Source organism: Bacteroidota bacterium (assembly GCA_016713925.1).
Lineage (GTDB): Bacteria > Bacteroidota > Bacteroidia > AKYH767-A > OLB10 > JAJTFW01.
The window spans coordinates 162,422-179,049 of record JADJOH010000008.1 but is presented as its reverse complement, the minus strand read 5'-3'; the positions used below and the strand labels follow the sequence as shown (position 1 = coordinate 179,049).

The following is a 16,628-nucleotide window of genomic DNA, read 5'->3' as shown; positions in this document are numbered from 1 at the left end:
GAAGGATGTTTTATTTTTGTTAGGACAAATATATACGAACAAACCACATCCATGTTTACATTCGGGCAACAACTTATCTTCAATCGCCTGATGATAAGTATCCTAATTCTTTCCCTGTTTTCTTCTTGCACCAGTAAAGATGGCGATCTGAATTTCTTCAGTCCTGAGGATGATGTGGATATGGGCGCCCGATACAATACGGAAATTCTCGCTCAGCCGGGGGAGTTTCCCGTATTGGATGAAGTGGAATATGCGGCTGCTTATCAGCAAGTCAGGGGCATGGTCAGTAAAATTCTCAAGAGCGAATCCATGTTGCACAAGGAAGAATTCAGTTGGGAAGTCAGGATTCTTGAAAATGACACCATACTAAATGCCTTCTGTACTCCTGGTGGTTATATATATGTTTACACCGGACTCATTCATTATCTGGATAGCGAAGATCAGCTGGCGGGAGTTTTGGGACATGAAATTGCACATGCCGACCTGCGCCATAGTACAGAGCAGATGACAAAAAATTACGGTTTGCGTTTGGCCATACAATTTTTCCTCGGTGATGGTACATTATTAGGCACCATTGCCGGAGGACTTGCGGGATTAACTTTCAGCCGCGATGATGAAACGGAATCCGATCTTCAGAGTGTGCGCTATCTCTATGATACGGAATATGATCCGCGCGGTGTTGCCCGGTTCTTTGAGAAGATGGAGCAGCGCGGCGAATCCCTGGGACCATTGGTATTCCTCAGCACCCATCCCAACCCCGAAAACCGCGTAAAAAATATCATGACCGAATGGAAACGACTAGGCAGCAAAAAAGGCAAGGTCAACAAAGAAGAATATAATACACTAAAGAAAAATCTCAACATCCAATCCCCCTAATCGTAACCCACAACCCCAACGGGGTTAAACCTCCCTAACCCCGAATGCAATTCGGGGTAGCGTAGCGCAAAAAACCCACAACCCCAACGGGGTTGAACCTCCCTAACCCCGAATGCAATTCGGGGTAGCGTAGCGCAAAAACCCCACAACCCCAACGGGGTTAAACCTCCCTAACCCCGAATGCAATTCGAGGTAGCGCAGCGCAAAAAACCCACAACCCCAACGGGGTTGAACCTCCCTAACCCCGAATGCAATTCGGGGTAGCGTAGCGCAAAAAACCCACAACCCCAACGGGGTTGAATATTGAAAATCGCTATTCACGGCAAATACTCCATCTTAAAATCAACCTTATGCTCCTTCAGAAGATAAACCATCTCCTCTGTAGAACTAGTTTTGTGATGATGAGATTCCTGGTTAAGAATATAATTTATTAAGATCTTCTTTTCTCTGATCGAATAGGTAAATGCACCATAACCCGTATTCCAACCTCTGAATTCCGGAAATAAATTGTTCTCTTTAATAAAACGACTGGAGGATACTTTTATGTCCTTTACCATATCTGCCAGACAAACGCCCGGATGCAAATCCATTAATATATGGACATGATCTTCAACGCCATTTATAATATACAAAAAGCAATTTTTTTGCTGGATAATACCTGTAATGTATTTAAACAATGTGTCGCGATTTGATTTTATCAGACAAGGGATGCGACCTTTCGTTGAGAATACAATCTGATATAGAATTTGTGTGTAGCTCATTGGTGTTTATTGGTTAGATATTGCTTTTTCGATGTTCAACCCCGTTGGGGTTGTTGGCGGTGGGTGCCCCCTAACCCCGGGTTTCACCCGGCGTTAGGGATGTTGAACCCCTTCAGGGTTCGCACCGCACCTCAACAGTACTTCCTGCACCTACACCACACCTCCATTGCATCTCCCCTCTATCACCACTGTATATCCACTGTATATCCACTGTATACAACCACCAGCAGGTACGGGGATCTTCGAAAAGGATTTTGAGAAAAACCAATGACGTTGAAAGCGCAGAATAAAATGGCTTTGAAAAAGTGTAGCGCGTCATTTCCGGTGTTCGTAGAAGATCCCCAGTAACACTTCCTGCCTGTACTGTAGTTGCAGACTTTGGTCGGGGAAATACATCAGGCTTGTTTCCAATCGTAATTGCAGATATTTTAAAAAGCGGATACAAACCCTGTTGGTGATATCAAATTGAATATGCTTTGCCGTAAGTGCATTGAAGAAGAGATGCGATTGATGCTGTAACAGAATCAGCTCCTTGTAAAAACTTTCATCGATGGTGAGGTAACCGCTGAAGCCGTAGCGGGAATAGATATGACTATGTCGAGAGGTCAATAGTGGACTATCACTGAGATGACTCAACTGCATTTTTTTGGGTTGTACATTTACCTGCAATGTTGCCGGTGTGAGCATCAGATTACTGTTGCTTAAAAATTCCCATGTGAAACTGTATCCCACTTCCAGAAAGGCGGGGTTCATAAATCCTCCTCTCCACTCCTGATGATCACCGTAATTGTACCAGCTGTTGAGCCATTGCGATTGCATGTTGATGGAATAGGTATGTGTTAGTTTTCTCTTCCCTTTCTCCATCCATCGCAACTGAATTTTAAAAGGCATCGGCACTCTTCGTGGTGAAGGAGTCGGTGAAGATGGTATAGCCTACCTGACTGTATACATAGTGATTTCTTTTCCAGCCCGAAGCATAGGTGGTCCTCCATCTGGACTCTGCCAGGCCTTTCACCACTACAAAACTTTGCCGATCGTTCCACCATGATTTTTCGGTGGTATAACTGCCGCTCAGATCCAATCGCACCAGCCGGGTTTTTGTCAACAATGAATCGCCCTTCCCTGCGCATTGCAGTGATAAAAGGAAGAAGATGCATGTTGATATATAACGGTTAGGCATATCCGATTTATTAGGCAATAGATTTTTACTCCGCAGTAGCGGCGTGATGATGTGAATAGAAATAATGCTGGACCGACGAATCGGTGGGGTACTATCCTGAAGATAATGGGTTGAAATGCGCCGGGGCACAAGTGTGGATCATATACATCTCGCTGTTTTTTTAGTTGCCGTTCGTAGGGTTCTGTTGATCCGGCTAAAATTGGTCAGCAAGTGTTGAATGAAAAAGAGCGTTACGGCGCTGAGCGGTATTGCTGGTGACGAAAGTATGGGCATAACTTACGGAATACATTACCAACTGCCTGTACTTTTAAACAGGTCACTGTTAATTAAGCGATCGCCAGCTCAGGCAGGTTGGGAATGAAAAATTTTATTAAAAAATTATCAGTCATAAAATGCGAAGAACATCTCGCCCGGCATACGAGCTGGAATTTCAATTTCAGAAATGAATCTAAATCGTGAATTCACTATTGAAGCATCTCATCAATCGTTCCCGAAGAGACGGAGTGATAGCCCGGGCGTGCTTTGGCATAGATGGCCTTTGCTTTTTCCTTGCCGGCCGGAGTTTCAATGAGTGCGGCATACAGCGGTTTAAGAAATTTTCGGCGACCCACCGACGTTAGAAACTTCTCCAGTGAAGTATCCGCCGCCGTATAATTGCTGCGAATACATAATTCCAGCCACTGACAAAGGATCTCACTGTTTCCACTTTCCGTGAAATGAAATTGCTGATCGAGTTGTGCCATCTGCGGAAGCGATAATTGCTGCGGGAGCTGGCGAAGAAAATAAACCCAATGATGTGTCGTCCAATTTCCGGGAGGAGCGATGGTTCTGCCCTCTACAAATTCAATGGCCAATGCTTTTACCTTTTCCAATTCTACAGAATGCACTTTCGGAAAACTATCGGGCAGGCCTGTACCAAAAACCCATTTGGAATCGCGGATCTTTGTATTGCGTAATTTTCCGTCGCCTTCAATCAGATTTTCTTCCAGGTACTTCAGGAACTGCTCCGTCGTAATGCTCTGAAAGGCATGCTCGGCAAAATACTGCTTCAGAAAGGTATCCCAACGTTCACGCCCTACCGCTCTTTCAATATTCAGGAGAAAAAATCTACCCTTCTCATAGGCGATGTCGCTCATGCCATCATCAGGGTCGCGGCCTTCGAGATTTAAATAGAGGCGGGTGTCGGGATTATCTTCACCCAAGGCGGCCACAGTTTTGCGCAACTCTCCTTCGGCAAGGACTGTCGCCATGTCTTCATAATCTTTTCCATAAAGCTTCTCCATAATTCTGGCCTCGAAGTAAACGGTAAAACCTTCATTGAGCCAGAAGTCGTTCCAGGTAGCATTCGTCACCAGGTTGCCACTCCAGCTATGTGCCAGCTCATGCGCTATCAAGGCTACCAGCGAACGGTCGCCGGCGATGATAGTGGGTGTCGCGAAAGTCAGACGCGGATTCTCCATTCCTCCAAAAGGAAAACTCGGAGGCAATACCAGCACATCATATCTTCCCCAGGCATAAGGACCATATAATTCTTCAGCCGTCTTAATCATCTTCGGAAGGTCAACAAATTCATAGGTTGCCTTATCTAACGTTACCGGTTCTGCGAAAACACCGCTTCTGTTATCGTAGGCGCTAAACTTCAGATCCCCTACAGCGAGTGCCATCAGATAAGAAGGAATCGCCTGTGGCATATTGAATTTATAAATGCCATCAGGATGTACGATAGTGTCATTTTCTGCACTCATGAGCGCCATCAAGCCGGGCGGACAACTGATTTCTGCTTTATAGGTAAATCGAATTCCAGGAGAGTCCTGCAGCGGAATCCATGTACGGGCCAGGATCGCCTGACTTTGTGTAAAAAGAAACGGTTGCTTTCCTCCTGCAGTTTGTTCAGGGGTCAGCCATTGCAATGCTGCTGCCTGCGGAGAAGTGGTATATGTAATCTTGACTTTCTTCGTATTCGGTTTTATGTGAACGATCAGCTCACTTCCCAGAAAAGGAACGGCAGGCATCAGATCATACTTCGCCACACTGCCATCATCCAGCAAGATGGAATCAATGCGCAGGTCACGGGTATCGAGATGCAGCTTATCGCCCTTTGTCAGATTATCGATATGTAGGGTAGCGGTACCCGACAGTTGCTGCGCTTTAAAATCCACCTGGAGATTTAAATCCAAATGGCGCACTATGGCTTCTTCGGGATGGGCAAAAGAATGGTGATCCTTGGCTGGCATATTTTCGGGGGTTTTATCAGAGGTGTTGCAGCTATAATTTATCAATAGTGCGAGGCATGTTACTGCAAAGAGGACAGAGGTACGCATAGGAGGGCGAAGTTAATCGTATTTCAATTGTTATAGAAAAAATTTCTTCTACTTTATCTACAGAACGTTCCCCCATTTAGGTAATTGCCCTTCAGGTAAAATTGGGTTTCGGGTCCAATACATTTCCATCTCCGTTTGTTGAAAAAATCTCCGCGTGGGATTATTCTGATGAATACAAAGAATAATTTTGATCTTATGAAAAAACTGCTCTCGTATATACTTTTAGCAACCAAAATTCTCTTTTATACTTTCTCTGTATTTTTAATGCTGGTTGTTCTCTTTTCATTCACGACAGGACCTTTTTGGATTTATCATTGGCTGGGGACAAGTGTCAGCGACTATAAATTCAAGCCGGAGTATATTATCATCATGGGAGGAGCAGGTCACCCGAGTGAATCTTCCCTCATGCGGTCCTGGTATGCTGCGCGATCATGGCATACCTATCCGCAGGCAACAGTGATCATTACTCAACCCTCTGCTGTTTGTGTGCGACCGGAATTCAGTGATGCATGGGCCATCAGAAATGATCTGGTGTTGCGCGGGGTGGATAGCACGGCCATTCTATTGGAAATTAAAGGAAGAAATACCCGTCAGGAAGCGATGGAAGTGATTCAGATTGCTCCGGATGCGCCCAACAAAGGCTGCCTCATCATCACCGCACCGGAACATATGCGGCGCGCTGTTCTTACATTCCGGAAGATGGGCTTTAAACAGGTGGGCGGAGAGTCTACTTTCAATGCCTCCGGTCCGGTGGATCTGGATTATAAAGACGGGCAACTGGGAGGAAACACCATGCCTTTACCGGAAGTAGGTGGCAGCGTTCAATTGCGTTATCAATTCTGGAACCATCTCCGTTATCAGGTGATTTGTTACCGGGAACTGGCGGGATTAATGTGGTACAAAGTGAAAGGGTGGATATAGCCTTTCTCCCCGGTCATTAAAAAAGTATATCAAGAGAGACTCCAATCACTGTTCATATTAGAAACAGAAGTGGCCATTGTTAATAGTGACTGAATAAGTAAGTTAAGGTCTTGCTTATACCATTCCCGGTATTCAACATATTTGTTCCTATGAAAATGTTCCTTCCCGCATTACTCTTGCTTATCCTGTGTATCTCTGCACCGGTCAATGCACAACATGTTTATATTGCCACCGGAGGCAAAGTCAGTTTCTTCTCTGAGACACCTGTAGAAAACATCGATGCGCATACCGAAAGTATGTCCTCGGTTTTAAACACAAGCAATAACGACATCATCTTCACTGTTCCTGTTCGTACTTTTAAGTTTAAGAAAGCCTTGATGGAGGAACATTTCAATGAAAATTATGTGGAAAGTGAACGCTATCCCACTTCAACTTTCAAAGGAAAAGTCATTGACACGCTCAACTGGACTGTGGATACGGTGATGCAAGTTACCGCCAGCGGCGACTTTAATCTGCATGGTGTGACAAAGGCTATTTCTGAAACCGGAAAAATCACTATCAAAGAAGGTACAATCCGCCTCGAGGTAAGTTTTACCATTGCCTTGAAAGACTACAACATCGATATCCCGAAAATTGTAACGAAGAGCATAGCCGAAAACATCAAAATTGATCTGAGTTGTGATTACATTCCCTACGTCAAAAAAAGTAAATAAGGCACAAACAAGCAGTCTCCTCCCCATCTCGTCAGATTCAAATCGTCGCAGACGAGATGAGTAATGACGAGACCCTATTTACTAAATTTGCATCGAAAGCGCCATCGAAAAAATGTCAGTCACTCCACAGGACACTTCAACACCAACAACAGCACTTGCCGACAGCAGTGTTGCCGCGTCTCCTGTGCAGGAAAAACCCTCCACTTTTCGCTTTTTAGATGAGGAAGAAGAAGAAATCTCCGGAACCACATCCTCTGACACGATCACGATTAACTCTCAATCGCTCGAAGGCCCGGGCATCTTCAAAGGACATCTCTTACAGGTCAGGCAATCGAAGGCCCAACCCATTGTGCCGAACATGGGCGACTGGTTCACGATTTCATTGCTCATTCTACTCTCCCTTTTCACCTGGTTCCGTTTTTTCTACTATCGCATCTTCCGGCAACTTTTTTCAGCCTTCTTTAACACCACCACCACTAACCAGATTGTGAGGGATGAGAGTGTCTTGCTGCAACGCGCCTCGCTGGTGCTTTCCATTATTTCTTACCTGCTCATGGGTTTATTCGTCTACCAGTTGAGCGTGATTTTTAACTGGGATACAGGTATTTTGGATGGCGGACTCCTCCGTTTCGTCATGTTTTCCGTGGCGATAGCCGCTGCTTATTCCATAAAAATGATCTTTCTGCGCTTTCTGAGTGTCATCTTTGATCAGGAAAGATCGGTGGCCATTTACATTTTTAATGTCTTCCTGATGGTCATGATGATAGGGCTTTTACTATTGCCTGTCAATATATTACTAGCCTATTCACCGGGGATTATCAGGGAGATTGTAGTCGTCATTTCCATTGCTGTTATCGGCCTGCTATTCCTGTACAGGATCGTCAGAGCGGTGTTAATCTGGACAGGCATTCCGGGCTTCTCACTGTTTTATTTGTTTTTATACCTTTGCGCTTTCGAAATAGCACCCCTTCTGATCATTTGGAAGGCGGCTACTCTGTAGCGATGCAGGATCGAAAAACTGTTTGGAAATTACCATATCCCAACTTAGCCCTTGAAAGTAAAATCCATACTAGTTACACAGCCGAAGCCAGAGTCAGAGAAGTCTCCCTATTACGATCTAGCGAAAAAGTACAGCCTGAAAATTGACTTCAGGGCCTTTATCCATATCGAGGGAATTCCTGCCAAAGACTTTAGAAAAGACAGGATCAATATTCCTGATCACACTGCTGTTATTCTAACTAGCCGTCACGCGGCCGATCATTTTTTTCGTATTTGTAACGAGATGCGAATTACAAATATGGAAGAGCTGAAGTACTTCTGTATTTCAGAGTCCACGGCTTTTTATCTGCAGAAGTACATCACTTTCCGCAAGCGTAAAATTTTCGCCGGAAAGCAAAACATGAATGACCTTCTGGAAGTCTTAAAGAAACATAAAAAGGAAAATTTTCTGCTTCCCTGTTCGGACATTGCCAAGCAGGAGATAGCCGATGTTCTTAGCACACAGGGAATTAACTTTTCCAAAGCCATCATCTATAAAACGGTTTGTTCTGATCTCAGCGATCTGGCAGATGTGAAATACGATATGCTCGTGTTTTTTAGTCCGGCCGGAGTCACCTCCTTGTTTAAGAATTTCCCTGATTTTAAGCAGAATACCACGCTCATTGCCGCTTTCGGTTCACAAACATCGCAGGCCGTGGTGGAAGCCGGACTTCGACTTGATATTCAGGCACCTGTTCCGGAGGCGCCATCTATGACCATGAGCATAGAGAATTACATCAAAAGAATAAGTAATCCCTCTTCTGTTAATTTTATGGGGCTACGTTTCTCTTCCGGGAGAGCTGATACTCCTTAATCGCCTCAATGTCAACTACACCCGCTCCCAAAAACACCCTTTCGGCCAACGAACGCCTGAAGAGCCGGAAGCTATTGGATTCCTTATTTGAAGAGGGAAAGGCGTTGGTTGCTGCTCCTTTCCGTCTGGTGTTTAAAGAAGTTGAATTTGACACCATTTATCCCGTAAAGATCGCTTTCAGTGCCCCCAAGCGAAGGATGAAGCTGGCGCATGACCGCAACCGTTCCAAGCGATTGATGCGGGAAGGGTACAGGAAGAACAAACATGCCTTGGTGGACTGGTGCCGGAAGGAGCAGAAAAGTTTCGCCCTCCTGTTGATTGCTCAAAGCAATACCCCCGCCGTGTATAGCGTTACTGAAGAGAAAATTATTCTACTTTTGAATCGACTAATTCTTACCCATGAAAAAGCTGCTCAGTAAATTTATGATTGCCCTGATCAGCTTATATAAAAATGCGATCTCACCCTATCTCGGAGCTGCCTGCCGTTATAATCCCACCTGTTCGCAATATGGCATTGAAGCCATTCAAAAACACGGACCCTTTAAAGGCGGTTGGCTCACCCTAAAGAGAATCCTCTCCTGTAATCCCTGGGGCGGACATGGGTATGATCCTGTTCCCTGAAAATTAAAATATGAAATATAAACTGACTCACTACTTTCGTCGCTTTGGTAAGGCGGCTACCCTTTGGATCATGGCACTCGCCACCGGTCTTGGCATTTTCTCGTTCAGAAGTCCGGATGATAATTACTTTGAGTTATCACGCAACCTTGACATCTTCACCACCATACTGCGCGAGCTCACCATTTACTATGTAGATCCCACTGATCCCAAGTTGCTGGTGGAGGAGGGCATTAACTCCATGCTGGAGAGTCTGGATCCGTATACGCAGTTCATTCCCGAAGCAGAAGCGGATGATTACCGTTTCATTACTACCGGGCAATATGGTGGCATCGGTGCCCTGATCGGACAGCGGGATGAAAATGTGATCATCACCGATCCTTACGAGGGTTTTCCGGCACAGAAAAACGGTTTGCAGGCGGGCGACATCATACGGTCGATTGACGGGAAAGTGATGGCGGGGAAAAAATACGATGAGATCAGTAAGATGTTAAAGGGCGCACCGAATACGACCATCACTATAACGGTGGAGCGTATGGGCGAATCTGCTCCAGTTACAAAAACACTGACACGCGAAGAGATTACCATCAACAGTGTTCCCTATTACGGTACCCTGAGTAATAATCTTGGCTATATCCGTTTAGGAGGTTTTACAGATGATGCGGGTCAGGAGATGAAACGTGCGGTAGAAGATCTGGTACAGAAGAAAAATGTTACCGGCATCATCCTCGACCTTCGCGGAAATCCCGGAGGCTTACTCAACGAAGCGGTGAACATTGTCAATGTTTTTGTAGATAAGGGACAAGAAGTAGTGAGTACCAAGGGCAAGGTGAAAGAGTGGGATAAGATGTACCGTTCACTGAATCCTGCGGTAGATACAAAAACCCCATTGGTCGTGTTGGTCAACAGCGGTTCTGCATCAGCAGCAGAAATTGTTTCCGGAGCATTACAGGATTTGGATCGCGCCGTTATCATCGGACAACGCACTTTTGGTAAAGGACTTGTACAGACCACGCGACCATTGACCTACAATACCCAATTAAAAATCACCACTGCGAAATATTATATTCCGAGTGGACGATGCATACAGGCCCTGGATTACTCACACCGCAATCCGGATGGCAGTGTAGGCAAAGTCCCCGACTCGCTGATCTCTGAATTTAAAACCCGTGCCGGCAGAAAAGTATACGACGGTGGCGGTGTCAATCCGGACTATACGACCGAGACACCTGACATCAGCAGCATCTCACAGTCGCTCATCAACAACTACATCCTTTTTGATTTCGCTACATTGTATAAAATCAAGCATCCTGTCATTGCCGGCGCTCGCGACTTTAAAATTTCAGATGCCGAATACGAAGAGTTCATTGCCTGGCAGAATGATAAGAAGTATGAATACATCACTGACAGTGAAAAGAAATTGACAGAGCTGAAAGAAAAAGCCGAGAAGGAAAAATATTTTGATCATATCAAGGCGGAGTATGAAAAAGTCAAAACATTGCTTACGCACGATAAAGCCACTGATCTTCGCCTGAACAAGAAAGAAGTAAAGGAACTTCTGGAAAATGAAATCGTCTCCCGCTATTATTATCAGAATGGCCGTATTGAAACCAGCTTTGATGATGATCCGGATATTCTTTTAGCGGTAAAAGCATTGAAAGATCAAAATGTCTATCAGGCGATCCTGAACAGGAGTTATAAGCCTTAAGGAAAATATATCCATCCGGAAAAATACAACAAGGACGGTTGATCCGTTTTTTCTGAATGTTTATTTCAGTCATCTATAAATAATAATCCGGCTAAGCTTAGGTCGGAGGAACCTGCATCTCTTGAAAAATAATTTTAAAACCGGAATATCGTCTATCCATCGTGCCGGAGAGATTATCTTTTTTGCCGGAGCCTTGCTGATTGCTTTTTCCTTGCCACTCTGGAACCTGGGAATGAGTCTGGGGCAATTTGTGATGGCAGGCGGATGGTTGATGGCCGGGAATCTGAAAGGAAGATTGCACAACGCCATCCGGCAACCGGTCTTTTGGTTACTCACGGGATTATTTCTGGTGCATCTTACAGGGCTATGGAATACGGAAGATTTCAAGTATGCATCTAAAGACATTCGTGTCAAGCTTCCTCTTTTGTTAATGCCATTACTTTTCGCGGCCGGACCATTACTAACGGCTGAGCAGTTACGTAAATTATTTTACGGTTTAATGGTGGGCGTACTTCTATCGACAGGAGCCGGGATGTTTGCCCGATGGGGATTGATGGGCGAACCGGTGACCAACTACCGGCAGTTGAGTATATTTATTTCACATATTCGTTTGAGTTTGCTGATTGATGTCGCGCTGGTGATGGCTTTTTATCTTCTTTCTCAGAGCAAATCTATTTTGCAGAAAATCCTGTTCACCGCATTTATCTGCTGGTGTTTATACTTTTTACTTTTACTTCAATCCATTACCGGCATCTTTCTATTGAGTATTTTACTCGTAGCGGGATTAATATATGCTGTCCTTACATCCACCAACAACATAGGGCGTAGTCTCGCCGGTTTAGTGTTGCTGCTCTTCATTTTCTCGGGATGGAAGATCTATGATTACATTTTCATTCAATCCATACAAGAACCGGTCATTCACAAGGAACAGTTACACGACCTTACAGCACGAGGAAATACCTGCAAAAACGACTGGGACCGGAAAGATGTTGAAGAAGGAAGATACGTTTGGATACAGTACAACGATCTGGAAATAGATACGGCCTGGATGAAGCGAAGCAAGCAACGGGTATGGTACAGTGATGGACGGGGCCGGATGCAACTGGTGACGTTGATGCGTTATCTGACTTACAAAGGATACAGCAAAGATGCAGCAGGTGTGGAACAGTTAAGTGCTGCTGATGTGCAAAACATAGAAGCCGGATATCCCACTCCCGAATACGTACGGGGAGAAAATAACATTTTGTTTCGCTTCAAAGAACTCGGTGGAGAATACCGCAACTACTACTTCAATAATGTCAGCAGCGGACATACCCTGGCACAGCGACTCGAATACTGGAAAACGGCTTATTGGATCATCACCCAACATCCCTTCACCGGTGTAGGAACAGGAGATGTTCCGTCGGCATTTCAGGAGGCTTATGAAAGCCGCAACTCCTCGCTCACCAAAGAGTGGAGGCTTCGTGCCCATAACCAATACCTGAGTTTAGGTGTAGCCTTTGGCTGGCCGGGGATGTTACTCTTCATCGTTGTACTCCTCTACACCTTCAAAATTTCCTTTCAAAGAAGAGATCTCGTGTACTTCGCCTTCCTTTTGATCGCCGCAGGATCCTTCTTAAACGAAGATACGCTGGAAACACAGGCGGGAGTAACGTTTTATGCATTTTTGAATGGGATGTTTTTGTTTAGGAAAGAAAAGGAATTTTAATCCGGAAACTTTTGCCGGTGATACTTTTAAGTAATTTCTGTAAATGTTTGCTTTTATTGATATGAAATTATGTTTTTTCGCAAACGTATTTTTTAAGACCATAATGGTTAGATATATATTATAATTCCATATCTTTATTTCTGCAAAAAGTTGAATTACCAACTGTATTCAACCTTTTGCTTTTAATTTAAAATTACCTGCTATGAAGAAATTTCTTACTTTCCTCTTCCTCATTGTCTCAATGATTACAAACGCACAAACCTGGCAATGGGCGAAGAGCGCGGGAGGAACAACCTATGATGCTAGTACAAGCATGGCCATTGATGGAAACGGCAATATATATGTAACAGGGTATTTTGATGATCCCTCTATTACCTTTGGGACATTAACTCTCTATGGAAGTTCTTCTAGTAATCTTTTTGTAGTGAAATATGACGCTAATGGAACTGTTCTCTGGGCTAGAACAACGACCGGAATTTATTCAGATGCGGGTTTAAGTATAACCACAGACGGAAGCGGAAATGTATACGTTACAGGTTATTTTTGGATTAATACTACTTTTGGTTCAACCACGCTCACCGGTACAGGTCCCCATGATGTTTTCATTACCAAATACGATACCAATGGAAATATGCTTTGGGCGAAAAGCGCAGGAGGGTGGGATAGAGCTGCAGGCTATAGCATCGATTCAGACATTAACGGAAATGTATATGTAACGGGATATTATGAGAGTGCCTCAATTGTCTTTGGTCCAACCTTACTTACTAATACCGGCTTTGACGGTATTCCTGAAATTTTTATAGTGAAATATGATACCAATGGAAATGTGCTATGGGCTAAAAGCGCCGGAGGAGGAGGGGCATTAGATTATGAGAAAGGCCATAGTATAGGGGCAGACGGGAGTGGAAACGTATATATAACAGGTTATTTTGATGGACCTGTTGTTACTTTTGACTCAATAACATTACCCAATGCCATCAGCAATAGTATTTCTGATTTTTTTATAGTGAAATATGACATCAATGGAAATGTTTTATGGGCACAACGCGCCGGAGGAACCAATATGGATGAGGGGATGAGCATCACCGTGGACAGCAGTAGTGGAAATGTATATGCAACGGGTTATTTTCAGAGCTCCTCCATTACTTTTGGTGCTTATACACTCATCAATTCAGGAGGTTGGGATCTTTTTATAGTGAAATACGATGGAAATGGAAATGTTCTTTGGGCGAAAAGTGAGGGGGCGGCAAGTCAAGTGAATGGAAACAGCATTACTACAGACGGGACCGGGAATGTATATGTAACAGGGTATTTTTGGAGTTCTACCATTACCTTTGGTTCAACTACACTTATCAATTCAGGTATTAATGATATTTTCATTGCGAAATATGACTCAAGCGGAAATCATATCTGGGCTACAAGTGCAGGAGGAATAAAAAGGGATGAAGGATATGATATCGTAACTGATACGAATAGCAATGTGTATATTACAGGATCTTTCTTCTCCCCTAACATTTCATTTGGATCAACTTTACTTACCAAAGCAGCACCTACTAATTCAGTTCAATCAGATATTTTCATAGCAAAATTAAGCCAGGTGACTGGATTGGAAGAAAGTAGTTTCTCTGATGGTATAAACGTATTTCCTAACCCTTCGAATGAAACATTTACCATATCCGGTTTATCAATGAATGCCACGGTGTCCGTGTACAACCTTGTTGGTGAGATAATTTCATCATCCATAGCTTCTTCTTCGACTGAAACGTTTACACTCAATGCTTCGGATGGCGTTTACTTTATCCATGTAAAATCCGGTGCGCAGCAGGCAGTGAAGAAAATTGTGGTGAACCGTTGGTGATGTGCAGGTGAAATCCGCAATAGGGCAATGTTGTAGCATAAATGACCGGTCCTGAATTGAGGATTTCTATTTGAAAGAGTCAGATAGATAAGGATGTTTTTAACTATTTGTAAATCTTCCTTTACAGAAAGAATACGAGTATGCGTAACAAATTATTAGAGCCCTGTAGGGGCGGCATCTCTGTAAAAAAGGATATCCTCTTCTCCCACCAATGCCGGTACCCGACCTTAGGTCGGGTACCGGCGGTTGAAAGGAGAGGAGAGTTTGTCGGTTACAGAGATACCGCCCCTACAGGGCTTTTGTAGAAGTCCCAAAGCGGAAGTCAGGAAAGGGTCAGGTTACAGAGATACCGCCTTTATAGCGCTAGTGTAGAATTCCTAATGCGGAAGTAAGCAAATAGTCTGGTTAGCGCTGAGGGCGTTGTCCAGTATCCTCTTATAAATTTAAGATACATAAAAAGGAAACATATCCTTATTCAAAGTATTTAAATAATTAGGTCTTCCGTATACTGATCTTATATATCTTTATTTGTGATATAAAACTACAATTCATAGCTTTACTACGTTATTCTGAAGATTGAAGTTTAGATCGCCTTTGATTTGAATATCTCTTTTTGGTGACAAGAGTTAACGAAGAACAGTAAAAATCCATCCGGAGCAGATTTTCATTTCAAAATTTCAGTGTTCTTCACCTTCGACGTTTTTAAAACATAAATACCGATTGCGATCCCCATTGGAATGGTAATAATTCCTGTTTTATAAATAGCGATGAGCATCTGTACTACACTAAAACCCAACACCCCTGGAATGCTGTCCGGTTGACCGGTATAATCCGTACAATTTCCGGTGAGGCGATAACAAATAATTCTGCCGAAACCCATAAGTAAAAAAGTGAAATAGTGAATGACAGGGACACCAATAATTCCAATGCTGACCACATTTCCCATTTTAAAATCTGATTTTGTTTTAAATGTCCAATGCCATAGCAGGTAGTTTACAATAAATGCTGCTATCGGCGCCGGTATAAAAAAACAGATATGTTCTCCGGCAAATGAAAGAGTATAGCCATAGATCCCGAACATAAAAGCAAAGAGTGCTGAAAGCCATCCATACTTCAGCCTATCCTTTTGGGAAGAAAAATTTGAATAAATATTTCGAAGCAATTTTAGCATTTAATTTTATACAGAATTTCAAGGTACGGTAAATCTATGCAATGGGTAAAACTAAGTTTATATTGATCTTGTCTTTGGTGATTCATACGTACAGCACTAACTTAAACCTCCACTAATTATAAGTCCCGCAATAATCCCGATGAATATGGTTAGTGCAATTGCTGACATGGAATTGCTAATTAAAACTAGTGGTCTGCTTTCAGGTTTGTAGTGATAGAACCAAAATGTAAATGTAGAAAGCAGGCTATGCTTCAAATTACCTCTGTTAAATCCTGGAAAATAAACAACAATTGGAGAAAAGTTTGTTCCATTCTCTAAATTATAAATGCGGCTATTGACGAATACCCGTCCGAAAAATGTACCGAAGAAAATTACCATGATGGCGACAAGATTCTTTATATAGAAAGCTAAAAACTTCCTGTCCACCCGAATAACAGGTTTTCCATTTATATAATCAATCTCCTTAACCTTATACGTTTCTTTGCCAATCGAAACTTTTTCTGTCTCTTTGAGAAGTGTATTCTTCCTGTCAAAGTGTTTCCAGATTCCCACTTGATGGTTGTTGTGATAATTTCCTGACCAATAATTTCCCGAAGAATCGGTGATCACCCAAAGTCCTTGTCGTAAACATTGATCATCCGATTGGTTTATTATTCTATCGTTCACCTTTTCAAATGTCCGGCAGGCACCAAGGTAGAGGGTATCTCCATTTTCACGAATTTCCATTGTTTCCTTATATAGGAGCGTATCTCCTCCCTTTATCATAAACTTCTGCGCGAACACGAGTGGCGAAACTGAAAGAAAGAAAATCAAGAGAAGATTTTTCACACTTCTGCGTTTAATAACATATCCCAAAGTTAACCAAAAAACGGAAGCCGGTGCTTCGTACTTCAATGGAACGTATGCTAATCGCCCGCCCTACCTGCCAACCTGCCTTTACA

General features: G+C 43.4%; 17 protein-coding genes. 10 read left to right on the top strand and 7 right to left on the bottom strand.

The window, feature by feature from the left end:
• Nucleotides 1–90: 90 nt before the first annotated feature.
• The gene (locus tag IPJ86_15200; GenBank protein ID MBK7888569.1) at nt 91–876 is read left to right on the top strand and encodes a M48 family metalloprotease; all 786 of its coding nucleotides are present in this window, start codon (nt 91–93) and stop codon (nt 874–876) included.
• A gap of 317 nt (nt 877–1,193) precedes the next feature.
• Here the strand turns inward: IPJ86_15200 and tnpA are convergent, their stop codons facing one another.
• The 5 genes from tnpA to IPJ86_15175 all read right to left on the bottom strand — a co-directional run bounded on the left by tnpA (nt 1,194) and on the right by IPJ86_15175 (nt 5,138).
• Nucleotides 1,194–1,637, bottom strand: coding sequence for an IS200/IS605 family transposase (tnpA, locus tag IPJ86_15195; GenBank protein ID MBK7888568.1), 444 nt, complete (start codon nt 1,635–1,637; stop codon nt 1,194–1,196).
• 112 nt (nt 1,638–1,749) lie between these two features.
• Nucleotides 1,750–1,956: a hypothetical protein gene (locus tag IPJ86_15190; protein MBK7888567.1), complete on the bottom strand. Its 207-nt coding sequence runs from the start codon at nt 1,954–1,956 to the stop codon at nt 1,750–1,752.
• On the bottom strand, nt 1,953–2,501 hold the full coding sequence (locus tag IPJ86_15185; protein MBK7888566.1) for a hypothetical protein: 549 nt from the start codon (nt 2,499–2,501) through the stop codon (nt 1,953–1,955). Before IPJ86_15185 ends, IPJ86_15190 begins: the two co-directional genes overlap by 4 nt.
• A 16-nt stretch (nt 2,502–2,517) precedes the next feature.
• Nucleotides 2,518–2,817: a hypothetical protein gene (locus IPJ86_15180; protein ID MBK7888565.1), complete on the bottom strand. Its 300-nt coding sequence runs from the start codon at nt 2,815–2,817 to the stop codon at nt 2,518–2,520.
• Nucleotides 2,818–3,281: 464 nt separating this feature from the next.
• Nucleotides 3,282–5,138 (bottom strand): M1 family metallopeptidase, encoded by a 1,857-nt coding sequence (locus IPJ86_15175; protein ID MBK7888564.1) that lies wholly within the window; start codon nt 5,136–5,138, stop codon nt 3,282–3,284.
• 195 nt (nt 5,139–5,333) lie between these two features.
• On the opposite strand from IPJ86_15175, the gene IPJ86_15170 reads away from it, so the two are divergent.
• The 9 genes from IPJ86_15170 (at nt 5,334) to IPJ86_15130 (ending at nt 14,516) form a co-directional block, all read left to right on the top strand.
• Entirely contained in the window at nt 5,334–6,059 is a 726-nt protein-coding gene (locus IPJ86_15170) for a YdcF family protein (GenBank protein MBK7888563.1), read from the top strand.
• A gap of 149 nt (nt 6,060–6,208) precedes the next feature.
• Nucleotides 6,209–6,772, top strand: coding sequence for a YceI family protein (locus IPJ86_15165; protein ID MBK7888562.1), 564 nt, complete (start codon nt 6,209–6,211; stop codon nt 6,770–6,772).
• 112 nt (nt 6,773–6,884) lie between these two features.
• Nucleotides 6,885–7,772, top strand: coding sequence for a DUF4271 domain-containing protein (locus IPJ86_15160; protein ID MBK7888561.1), 888 nt, complete (start codon nt 6,885–6,887; stop codon nt 7,770–7,772).
• Between the two features lie 51 nt (nt 7,773–7,823).
• On the top strand, nt 7,824–8,624 hold the full coding sequence (locus IPJ86_15155) for a uroporphyrinogen-III synthase (GenBank protein ID MBK7888560.1): 801 nt from the start codon (nt 7,824–7,826) through the stop codon (nt 8,622–8,624).
• An 8-nt stretch (nt 8,625–8,632) separates the two neighbouring features.
• The gene (locus IPJ86_15150) at nt 8,633–9,043 is read left to right on the top strand and encodes a ribonuclease P protein component (protein ID MBK7888559.1); all 411 of its coding nucleotides are present in this window, start codon (nt 8,633–8,635) and stop codon (nt 9,041–9,043) included.
• Complete coding sequence (yidD, locus tag IPJ86_15145) at nt 9,024–9,245, top strand: membrane protein insertion efficiency factor YidD (GenBank protein ID MBK7888558.1); 222 nt, start codon at nt 9,024–9,026, stop codon at nt 9,243–9,245. The genes IPJ86_15150 and yidD overlap by 20 nt, the downstream gene beginning before the upstream one ends.
• A gap of 10 nt (nt 9,246–9,255) precedes the next feature.
• Nucleotides 9,256–10,950: a S41 family peptidase gene (locus IPJ86_15140; protein MBK7888557.1), complete on the top strand. Its 1,695-nt coding sequence runs from the start codon at nt 9,256–9,258 to the stop codon at nt 10,948–10,950.
• A gap of 121 nt (nt 10,951–11,071) precedes the next feature.
• Nucleotides 11,072–12,658, top strand: a complete 1,587-nt coding sequence (locus IPJ86_15135; protein MBK7888556.1) for an O-antigen ligase family protein — start codon at nt 11,072–11,074, stop codon at nt 12,656–12,658.
• Between the two features lie 202 nt (nt 12,659–12,860).
• Nucleotides 12,861–14,516, top strand: coding sequence for an SBBP repeat-containing protein (locus tag IPJ86_15130; protein ID MBK7888555.1), 1,656 nt, complete (start codon nt 12,861–12,863; stop codon nt 14,514–14,516).
• A gap of 664 nt (nt 14,517–15,180) precedes the next feature.
• On the opposite strand, the gene IPJ86_15125 is transcribed toward IPJ86_15130, so the two are convergent.
• The gene (locus IPJ86_15125; GenBank protein MBK7888554.1) at nt 15,181–15,687 is read right to left on the bottom strand and encodes a hypothetical protein; all 507 of its coding nucleotides are present in this window, start codon (nt 15,685–15,687) and stop codon (nt 15,181–15,183) included.
• A 96-nt stretch (nt 15,688–15,783) separates the two neighbouring features.
• Nucleotides 15,784–16,515, bottom strand: a complete 732-nt coding sequence (locus IPJ86_15120; GenBank protein ID MBK7888553.1) for a hypothetical protein — start codon at nt 16,513–16,515, stop codon at nt 15,784–15,786.
• Nucleotides 16,516–16,628: the final 113 nt, after the last annotated feature.

Excerpts from the sequence above, each read along its gene's own strand:
- IPJ86_15200 (MBK7888569.1), top strand. The coding sequence starts at position 91 with ATGATAAGTATCCTAATTCTTTCCCTGTTTTCTTCTTGCACCAGTAAA.
- tnpA (MBK7888568.1), bottom strand. The coding sequence starts at position 1,637 with ATGAGCTACACACAAATTCTATATCAGATTGTATTCTCAACGAAAGGT.
- IPJ86_15190 (MBK7888567.1), bottom strand. The coding sequence starts at position 1,956 with ATGACGCGCTACACTTTTTCAAAGCCATTTTATTCTGCGCTTTCAACG.
- IPJ86_15185 (MBK7888566.1), bottom strand. The coding sequence starts at position 2,501 with ATGGAGAAAGGGAAGAGAAAACTAACACATACCTATTCCATCAACATG.
- IPJ86_15180 (MBK7888565.1), bottom strand. The coding sequence starts at position 2,817 with ATGCCTAACCGTTATATATCAACATGCATCTTCTTCCTTTTATCACTG.
- IPJ86_15175 (MBK7888564.1), bottom strand. The coding sequence starts at position 5,138 with ATGCGTACCTCTGTCCTCTTTGCAGTAACATGCCTCGCACTATTGATA.
- IPJ86_15170 (MBK7888563.1), top strand. The coding sequence starts at position 5,334 with ATGAAAAAACTGCTCTCGTATATACTTTTAGCAACCAAAATTCTCTTT.
- IPJ86_15165 (MBK7888562.1), top strand. The coding sequence starts at position 6,209 with ATGAAAATGTTCCTTCCCGCATTACTCTTGCTTATCCTGTGTATCTCT.
- IPJ86_15160 (MBK7888561.1), top strand. The coding sequence starts at position 6,885 with ATGTCAGTCACTCCACAGGACACTTCAACACCAACAACAGCACTTGCC.
- IPJ86_15150 (MBK7888559.1), top strand. The coding sequence starts at position 8,633 with ATGTCAACTACACCCGCTCCCAAAAACACCCTTTCGGCCAACGAACGC.
- yidD (MBK7888558.1), top strand. The coding sequence starts at position 9,024 with ATGAAAAAGCTGCTCAGTAAATTTATGATTGCCCTGATCAGCTTATAT.
- IPJ86_15140 (MBK7888557.1), top strand. The coding sequence starts at position 9,256 with ATGAAATATAAACTGACTCACTACTTTCGTCGCTTTGGTAAGGCGGCT.
- IPJ86_15130 (MBK7888555.1), top strand. The coding sequence starts at position 12,861 with ATGAAGAAATTTCTTACTTTCCTCTTCCTCATTGTCTCAATGATTACA.
- IPJ86_15125 (MBK7888554.1), bottom strand. The coding sequence starts at position 15,687 with ATGCTAAAATTGCTTCGAAATATTTATTCAAATTTTTCTTCCCAAAAG.